Source organism: Streptomyces turgidiscabies Car8, assembly GCF_000331005.1.
GTDB lineage: Bacteria > Actinomycetota > Actinomycetes > Streptomycetales > Streptomycetaceae > Streptomyces > Streptomyces turgidiscabies.
This window is the reverse complement of record NZ_AEJB01000354.1, coordinates 1-8,714: the sequence shown is the minus strand read 5'-3', so window position 1 is coordinate 8,714 and position 8,714 is coordinate 1. Positions and strand designations below refer to the sequence as shown.

The 8,714-nt window shown below is 71.7% G+C and carries 5 protein-coding genes; 3 read left to right on the top strand and 2 right to left on the bottom strand.

Going from position 1 to position 8,714, the window contains the following annotated elements:
* Positions 1-316 precede the first annotated feature (316 nt).
* Together STRTUCAR8_RS23730 and STRTUCAR8_RS23725 are read right to left on the bottom strand one after the other, a co-directional pair.
* Entirely contained in the window at positions 317-1,900 is a 1,584-nt protein-coding gene (locus STRTUCAR8_RS23730) for an AMP-binding protein (protein ID WP_006378498.1), read from the bottom strand.
* On the bottom strand, positions 1,897-3,567 hold the full coding sequence (locus tag STRTUCAR8_RS23725) for an AMP-binding protein (RefSeq protein WP_006378499.1): 1,671 nt from the start codon (positions 3,565-3,567) through the stop codon (positions 1,897-1,899). Before STRTUCAR8_RS23725 ends, STRTUCAR8_RS23730 begins: the two co-directional genes overlap by 4 nt.
* Before the next feature lie 145 nt (positions 3,568-3,712).
* Here STRTUCAR8_RS23725 and STRTUCAR8_RS23720 point away from each other — a divergent pair, with 145 nt between their 5' ends.
* The 3 genes from STRTUCAR8_RS23720 to STRTUCAR8_RS23710 all read left to right on the top strand — a co-directional run bounded on the left by STRTUCAR8_RS23720 (position 3,713) and on the right by STRTUCAR8_RS23710 (position 8,657).
* A complete protein-coding gene (locus STRTUCAR8_RS23720) occupies positions 3,713-4,549 on the top strand; it encodes a response regulator transcription factor (RefSeq protein WP_006378496.1) in 837 nt (278 codons plus the stop codon).
* A gap of 204 nt (positions 4,550-4,753) precedes the next feature.
* Positions 4,754-7,582, top strand: coding sequence for a helix-turn-helix transcriptional regulator (locus STRTUCAR8_RS23715; protein ID WP_006378494.1), 2,829 nt, complete (start codon positions 4,754-4,756; stop codon positions 7,580-7,582).
* A 283-nt stretch (positions 7,583-7,865) separates the two neighbouring features.
* Positions 7,866-8,657 carry a S1 family peptidase gene (locus STRTUCAR8_RS23710; RefSeq protein WP_006378497.1) on the top strand — a complete coding sequence of 264 codons (792 nt, stop codon included), beginning with the start codon at positions 7,866-7,868 and terminating at the stop codon, positions 8,655-8,657.
* Positions 8,658-8,714: the final 57 nt, after the last annotated feature.

Sequence of the window (8,714 nt, the reverse complement as noted above, 5' to 3'; positions counted from 1 at the left end):
ACCGGCACCCCCCAGCCGGTCAACACCCCGGCCGACGACCTCGACGCCACCGGCGCCTGAGACCCCCGAACAGGCCGGCCCAAGGGGCGCGAGGAACCGCGCGACCAGCCACGACGACGCCACAGCGACCCGACAACCCCCACGGCCGCGCCGACGCAGCACATGAGCGCGTCCAGCAAACTCCACAACGACCCAGCGGCACCCCCAAGGGGCGCGAGGAACCGCGCGACCAGCCACGACGACGCCACAGCGACCCGACGACCCCTCACGGCCCCTGCTCGCCGAAGCCGAACCCACCCCGGCGGCAGTGACCCCCTCACTCCCCGGCGTACCTCTCGCGCAGCTCCACCTTGCGCACCTTCCCCGACACCGTCATCGGGAAGGCGTCCAGCACCCGCAGCCGGCTCGGGATCTTGTAGTGGGCCAACCGCCCCTCGCAGAAGGCCTGTAGCTCGGCGAGGGTGAGCGGTTCGGTGTCCTCGTGCGGGATGACACAGGCCAGGACCTCCTCGCCGTACCGCTCGTGCGGCACTCCGACCACCTGGACGTCGGCGATCTTCGGATGGGCGTACAGGAACTCCTCGATCTCGCGCGGGTAGATGTTCTCGCCACCCCGGATGATCATGTCCTTGATGCGGCCGACGATCTCGACGTAACCGTCCTCGCGCATCACCGCGAGGTCGCCGGTGTGCATCCAGCGGCCGGGGTCGACCGACTCGGCGGTCTTCTCGGGCTCCTGCCAGTAGCCGAGCATCACGCTGTAGCCCCGGGTGCACAACTCTCCTGCCGTGCCTCGCGGTTGGGTGGTTCCGTTCGCCGGGTCGACGACCTTGACCTCGATGTGCGGCAGGACCCGGCCGACCGTGCCGGTGCGGTGCTCCAGGTCGTCGTCCCGGCGCGTCTGGAGCGACACCGGGGACGTCTCCGTCATGCCGTAGCAGATGGACACCTCGGCCATGTGCATCTCGGCGACCACCCGTTTCATCACCTCGACCGGGCAGGGCGAGCCCGCCATGATGCCGGTGCGCAGCGACGACAGGTCGTACGTCGCGAAGTCGGGGAGGTTCAGCTCCGCGATGAACATGGTCGGTACGCCGTACAGCGAGGTGCAGCGCTCCTCGGCCACCGCCCGCAGGGTCGCCGCCGGTTCGAAGGACGGGGCGGGGATCACGACGCACGCGCCGTGCGAGGTGGCCGCGAGATTGCCCATCACCATGCCGAAGCAGTGGTAGAAGGGTACCGGGACACACACCCGGTCCTGCTCGGTGTAGGAGATCGACTCCCCCACGAAATAACCGTTGTTGAGGATGTTGTGGTGGGAGAGCGTGGCCCCCTTGGGGAAGCCGGTCGTGCCCGAGGTGTACTGGATGTTGATCGGGTCGTCGCAGGACAGTTCCGGGAACGGAACCGGGGTGCCGCGCGCGAGCAGCGCGTCCCAGCTCGGGTCCCCGATGAACACGGTCTCCCGCAACTGCGGGCATCTGCCCCGCACTTCCCCGACCATCGCCCGGTAGTCACTCGTCTTGTGGCCGAGGGAGGCGAAGAGCAGCGAGCTCCCCGACTGGTTGAGGACGTACTCGACCTCGTGGGTGCGGTAGGCCGGGTTGATGTTCACCATGACCGCGCCGATCCGCGCGGTGGCGTACTGGACCAGCACCCATTCGGGGCAGTTGACCGCCCAGATGCCCACCCGGTCGCCTGCGGCGATGCCGCTCGCGATCATCGCGTACGCCAACTCGTCGACGTCCGAGCCGAGTTGCTCGTACGTCCAACGTCGGCCGGAGGGTACGTCGACCAGCGCCTCACGATCGGGCCACCTCGCGGCGGCCCGGTCCAGGTTGACGCCGATCGTGTCTCCCAACAGCGGGGTGCCGCTGGTCCCGTGGGCGTAGGAAGTCACCGGAAGTCCTCCTCGCGGTACTCGCTGTCCGAACCCGCCGCCGTCGCCTCGCGCAGTTCGATCCGGCGGATCTTGCCGGACACGGTCTTGGGCAGGTCGGCGAACTCCAGCCGGCGCAGCCGCTTGTAGGGGGCGAGGACCTCACGGCTGTGCTCGAACAGCACCTTCGCGGTGTCGGGCCCCGGCTCCCAGCCCGCCGCGAGCACGACGTACGCCTTCGGTACCGACAGGCGCAGTTCGTCCGGCGCCGGGACCACGGCGGCCTCCGCGACCGCCTCGTGCTCAAGGAGCGCGCTCTCCAGCTCGAAGGGGGAGATCTTGTAGGCGGACGCCTTGAAGACGTCGTCGGACCGGCCCACGTAGGTGATGTAGCCGCCCGCGTCGCGGGAGCCGATGTCCCCGGTGCGGTAGAAGCCGCCGGCCATCGCCTCCGCGGTCAGGTCGGCGTCGCCGTGGTAGCCGGTCATCACGCCGACCGGGCGGGTGGAGAGGTCGAGCGCGATCTCCCCCTCGGGCGCGCCCGGTTCACCCGAGACGGGGTCGAGGAGGACGACCCGGTAGCCGGGACTCGGGCGGCCCATGGAGCCCGTCTTCAGGGGCTGGCCGGGGCTGTTGGAGACCTGGACGGCGGTCTCCGTCTGGCCGAAGCCGTCCCGGATGGTGACGCCCCAGAAGCGGCGCACCTGCTCGATGACCTCGGGGTTGAGCGGCTCCCCCGCGGCCACGACCTCGCGCGGCGGGGTGCGCAGCTGGGTCAGGTCGGCCTGGATGAGCATGCGCCAGACGGTCGGCGGGGCGCAGAAGGAGGTGACGCCCGCGCGGTCCATCTCCGCCATCAGCCGGGTGGCGTCGAAGCGCGTGTAGTTGTGGATGAAGACGGTGGCCTCGGCGATCCAGGGCGCGAAGAGGTTGGACCAGGCGTGCTTGGCCCAGCCGGGCGAGGAGATGTTCAGGTGCACGTCGCCGGGCTTGAGGCCGATCCAGTACATGGTCGCCAGGTGCCCGATCGGGTACGAGGCGTGGGTGTGCTCGACGAGCTTGGGCCGGGCGGTCGTGCCGGAGGTGAAGTACAGCATCAGGGGGTCGTCGGCGTGGGTCGGCCCGTCGGGCGTGAACTCGGCGGGCGCGTCGTACGCGTCCTCGTACCGCTGCCAGCCCTCGGGGGCGCCGCCCACCGCGATCCGGGTGTAGCGGCCGGGGACCTCGTCGAACTTGCCCGTGTCCTCGGCGCGGACCAGGACGTGGGAGACCCGGCCGCGGTCCACCCGGTCGCGGAGATCGGCGGGGCCGAGCAGTGGGGTGGCGGGAATGACGACGGCGCCGATCTTCATCGCGGCGAGGGCCGTCTCCCACAGCTCGGTCTGGTTGCCGAGCATGACGAGGACGCGGTCCTCGGGGCGGATTCCGAGCCCGCGCAGCCAGTTGGCGACCCGGTTGGAGCGGGCCGACATCTCGGCGAAGGACACCTTGGCCTCGGAGCCGTCCTCCTCGACGATGTGCAGGGCGGTGCGGTCGTTCCCGTCCGCGATGACGTCGAACCAGTCCAGGGCCCAGTTGAAGCGCTCGGGGCGCGGCCAGCTGAAACCCTCGTACGCGGTGGCGTAGTCCTCGCGATGGGTCAGCAGGAAGTCCCGCGCCTCGCGGAACTGCTCGGTCACCGTCGTCATCAGTCCTCCTCGATCCCGGACCATTGCCCGGCGACACTCTGACATCGTGTAATCCGTGATGCAGGTCTCACTACCCCCGAACGGGGGTGAGTGCGACGTACGACCGGCGAACACCACGAGCGGGCCGCGACGAAGGGGCGATGACGTGGCAGCAGACACGGCTGAGGCGACTGAGGTGCGGCGGGCGCTGGCCCGGCTGCGGCGGGTGACCGGGCTGCCGGTGGCCTTCGGCGGGCTGGTGGAGACCGGGCGCCGGCACATGCGCATCAGCGAACTGAGCGGCACCTCGACCCAGGCGCTGCGCGCGCTCGCGGTGACCGCGGGCAACGGCCTGGGCGGCAAGGCCGTGGCCCTGGCCCGCCCGTGCGCGGTGACGGACTACTCCGTCTCGCGGCAGATCAGCCACGAGTACGACATCCCGGTGGCCGCCGAGGGCCTGCGCTCCGTGGTGGCGGTCCCGGTCGTCGTACGGCGCCGGGTGCGCGGAGTGCTGTACGGCGCCCTGCGCACCGCTCTGCCCCTGGGTGACCGCATGATCGGCGCGACGGTCGAGGCGGCCCGGGACGTGGAGCAGGCGCTCGTCGTACGGGACCAGGCGCGGGAGCTGCTGGCGGTGGCGCGGCCGGAGCCCGCCGGTGCCCGGGGGCCGGGCGACGGGGCGTGGGAGCAGGTCCGGGAGGCGCATGCGGCGTTGCGTGCGCTGGCTCCGCGGATCACCGATCCGGAGCTGCGGGACGCGCTGCTCGACGCGTGCGGTCTGCTGGCCCCGGGGCGGCCGGTGGACGGGGCCGAGCTGGCGCCGCGTGAGCTGGACGTCCTGGCGTGTGTCGCCTCGGGTGCCTCGAACGCGGTCGCCGCGGAGCGGCTGGGGCTGCGCCCGGAGACGGTGAAGGGGTATCTGCGCTCGGCGATGCGCAGACTCGGCGCCCACTCGCGTGGGGAGGCTGTCGTGGCGGCGCGGCGGGCGGGGCTGCTGCCCTGAGGCCCGCCATATGCCCCGGGGTATCGCCGGTCCGCGCCGAGGTCTGTCGTCACGCTCCGCACACGTATACGGTGTATTCATTCACTTGTGACTTGAATTTTCCGATGCCTCAACCGTCCTGTTATTCGGCTCACCACGTCGCCGGTCCGAAATTCAAAGATCTGTTGCCTAATATTGGGGCCCACACGACACAGGAGGGGAGCGGTGACCGTGCGACGGGACTTCCAGGAGCCTGGCCGATGCCGCTCTGACCTGCTCATCGGCCGGGAAGAAGCGCTCATCGGGGCGCGCGAGCAACTGTCGCGCGGCGGCAGCGTGCTGCTGCACGGACCGGCCGGAATAGGAAAGTCGACCGTCCTGCGGACATTGGCCGCGGAATACGGCGAATCGGCACGGACCGTGTTGCGTTGCTCCGCCACGGAGTCCGAATCCCATCTCCCCTTCCTCGCACTCGCCGATCTTCTCGGTCTCGCCCTCGACGAGGTGGCCGGCCAGCTGCCCGTCGCCCAGCGTGTCGCCCTGGAGTCGGCGCTCACCGGCCGTGGCGAGTCCACGCTCCAGCGCGACGGCCTCGCCCTGCGGCTCGCGGTGCTGTCGGCGCTGCGCGCGCTGGCCGCCAAGGGCCCCGTCCTCGTCGTCGCGGACGATCTCCAGTGGCTGGACACCGCCAGCACCGAACTCCTCGGGTTCGCCGCCCGGCGGCTGGGCGACGACCCGGTCCGGATGATGTTCGCGGGGCGGACGGACGGACAGGAGTACGACCGCTATCTACGCGCGTCCACGCCGGACACCCTGGCGGTCCGGGTGAACCCGCTGACCCGCGCCCAGGTGGAGGCACTCCTGGAACACCGGGGCTACAACCTCCCGCGTTCGACCGTGCGGGAGATCCACCGCACCAGCGCAGGCAACCCGCTGTACGCCCTCGAACTGGGCCGCGCCCTGGCCGAGAACCCCACGCCCCCGCGCCCGGGCGAGCCGCTGCCGGTGCCGACCTCGCTGCGCGCGCTGGTGCTCAGCCGCCTGGAGATGCTGTCCGACGACGCCCGCCGCACCCTCCTCGTGGTGAGCGCCGGCGCCCGCCCGACGCTGGCCCTGCTGCACGCGGCCGGCCGGAAGAACGCCGAGTCCGAGACCGCCCAGGCCGCCGCCCTCGGACTGCTGGCGACGGAGCCCGAGGGCCCGGCCGTACGGTTCGCGCATCCCCTCGTCTCGGCCGCGCTGTACGCGGAGGCCAGCGCCCAGGAGCGCCGGGCCGCGCACGCCGCGCTGTCCACGGCCGCGTCCGACCCCATCGAGCGGGCCCGGCACCTCGCCCTCGCCACCGACGGCACGGATCCGGAGGTGGCCGCACGTCTCGCCGAGGCCGCCGCGCTGGCCCGGGACCGAGGAGCACCGACGGTGGCCTCCTCGCTCGGGCTGCTGGCCGCCCGGTACACCCCGGCGGACAGCGTGCCGAACCCCGACGAACACCGGCTGCGGGCCGCCGAGGACGCGATCACCGCGGGCGAGCTGGACCTCGCGCGGGACGTCGCCCGCCAGGTGCTCGCCCGGACCACGGTGCCCGCCGAACGCGTACGAGCCTGGATCATCGTGATCGACACGGCGGGCCACGCCATGACGGAGGTCGACGCCGTCTTCCCGCAGGCGCTGGCCGACGCGGGCGACGACCCGCGGCTGCTCGCCCTGATCCATTACCAACTGGCCTGGCGGGCACTGCTCGTGGAGGGCGACTTCGCCGAGTGTCGTGAGGAGGCGGCCCGTTCGGCGGAGCTCGCCGCACAGGGCGGCGACCGGCACACGGAGCTGATGTCGCTCTCCTTCCAGGCCCAGACCGAGACCCTGATGGGCCACCCGGACGCGCCCGCGACCATCAAGCGCGCACTGAAGGAGCCCCAGGACCCGCAGGTGACCGTCCACCACAACGGCATCGGGTCGGCCCGCTTCCGGTGGCTGATCATGAGCGACCAGCTGCCCGAGGCGCGGGCCACCATCACCACCCTGCTGCGCGAGGTGCGCCGGCGCGGGTCGGTCGAGAGCGAGGTGCACTTCCTGCGCGGCCTCGCCGAGACCGAACTGCGCTGCGGGCACTGCGGCCGGGCACTGGACGTGGCCCGGGAGAGTCTGCGGCTGGCCCGGGACACCGGCATCGGCGAGGTCGCCTCCGCGATGCTCGCCGCCCTGGCGGAGGCGTCCGGCGGTGACGTGGACCGGGCGCTGGCACTGGCCCGCGAGTCCGTCGAGCACGCCGAGGAGAACGGTGACCTGATCTATCTGTCCCGGGCCCAAGCGGCCCTGGGGTACGCCCGGCTGGTCGCCGGGGACGCGCCGGGCGCGGTGCAGTCACTGCGCAGGGCAAGGGAGTTGGAGCACGATCTCGGCGTCGACGACCCGGCACGCGGACGCTGGCAGGGTGACCTCGCGGAGGCGCTCGTCCGCGTCGGCGAGCTGGCCGAGGCGCAGGAGGTCATCGACGTGTCCCGTGCGCACGCGCTGCGGCTGGGGCGCGAGAGCGTGCTCGCGGTGCTCGACCGGGCCGAGGCGATGGTGCGCGCCGCGCGTGGCGAACACGATGCCGCTGTCGCCCAGTTGACGTCCGCGCAGGACCGGCTCGCCAAGCTGGGCTACGGACTCGAGGAGGCGCGGGCCGCCCTCGCCCTGGCCGAGCTGCGCACCGGACCGCCGGGGCCCGGATCCGTCCCCGCCCCTACCTCGTACGACGAGGCGGCACGTCTGTTCAGACGCTCCCGCGCACTGCCCTGGCTGCGCCGGGTGGACGCGGCCACCGTGCCGACCCCCGCCCCGCAGCCCCTCGTTCAGCAGCCACAGGCCGCCGCCGCGCTCGACGGGCTCGCCGCGATGGAACGTCAGGTCGCGGCGCTCGTCATGGAGGGCGCGACCAACCGCGAGATCGCCGGGCGCCTGTTCATCAGCGTCAAGACGGTCGAGGCGACCCTCACCCGGGTGTACCGGAAGCTGGGGATCCGGTCCCGGGTGGACATCGTCCGGCTGGCGGCGGGACGCCACACCAACTGACGCCCATGTACCCGCCGTTGACGCCCGCGTACCCGCCGTACGGTCGTGTGCCTGCGCGCGATCCATCCTTGCGCTCTCACCGTACCGTGCCGTCGACCCCGTACGACCGAGGGTTTTCCCTCCCCCAACTCCCCTAGGGGGTTCCCTCATTGGGAGGGGCCTTATCCGGCTCCTACCTTGTGGATGTGCCGCACGCCGGGCATACGGAGCCGCCCCCAGGGCTCCGTGCACGACCCCCCACCCGCGCGTCCCCCCACCGGCAATCCCCACAAGAGGAGAACCCATGTTCGGGCTCGCCCGTGCCAAGAAGGCCGCCGCAGTTCTGGTGGCCACCGCCGCCGCCGCATCGACCGCGCTGATCGCCGCCCCCGGGGCGGTCGCCGCACCCCAGCCCATCGTCGGCGGTACGACGACCACCGCGTCGGCGTACCCGTACGTCATGCAGATCACGGACGCCTCGCAGAACCAGTTCTGCGGTGGCACCCTCGTCTCGGCGACCAAGGTCGTGACCGCCGCCCACTGCATGGTCGGCGAGACGACGAGCAGCGTCAGAGTCGTCGGCGGCCGTACCTACCTCAACGGCACGAACGGCACCGTCAGCAAGGTCACCAAGATCTGGATCCACCCGAGCTACACGGACGCCACCAACGGCGACGACGTGGCCGTACTGACCCTCGCCACCTCGATGCCGTACACCACGGCGTCGTACGTCACCTCGTCCCAGACCAGTGTGTACGCGGCCGGCACCACGGCCCGCATCATCGGCTGGGGCACCACCTCCTCCAACGGGAGCTCTTCCAACCAGCTGCGTACGGCGACGGTCCCGACCGTCTCCAACTCCAGCTGCTCCAGCTCGTACGGTTCCAGCTACATCGCGAGCGACATGGTCTGCGCCGGCTACACAGCCGGTGGCGTTGACACCTGCCAGGGCGACAGCGGCGGCCCGCTGATGATCGGCGGCGTCCTGGCAGGTATTACTTCCTGGGGAGAGGGCTGCGCGGCGGCCGGCTACCCCGGGGTCTACACCCGGCTGACCACCTTCTCCAGCCTGGTGGCGACGCAGGTCGCGTCGTAACCACCAGCGCTGCGGTCGCCACAGTCTCCCGAGTACCCCTCGGGTGAATGCCAGGGG

Bases quoted from the DNA above. Each gene is read 5' to 3' on its own strand.
- STRTUCAR8_RS23725 (WP_006378499.1), bottom strand. From the start codon at position 3,567: ATGACGACGGTGACCGAGCAGTTCCGCGAGGCGCGGGACTTCCTGCTG.
- STRTUCAR8_RS23710 (WP_006378497.1), top strand. From the start codon at position 7,866: ATGTTCGGGCTCGCCCGTGCCAAGAAGGCCGCCGCAGTTCTGGTGGCC.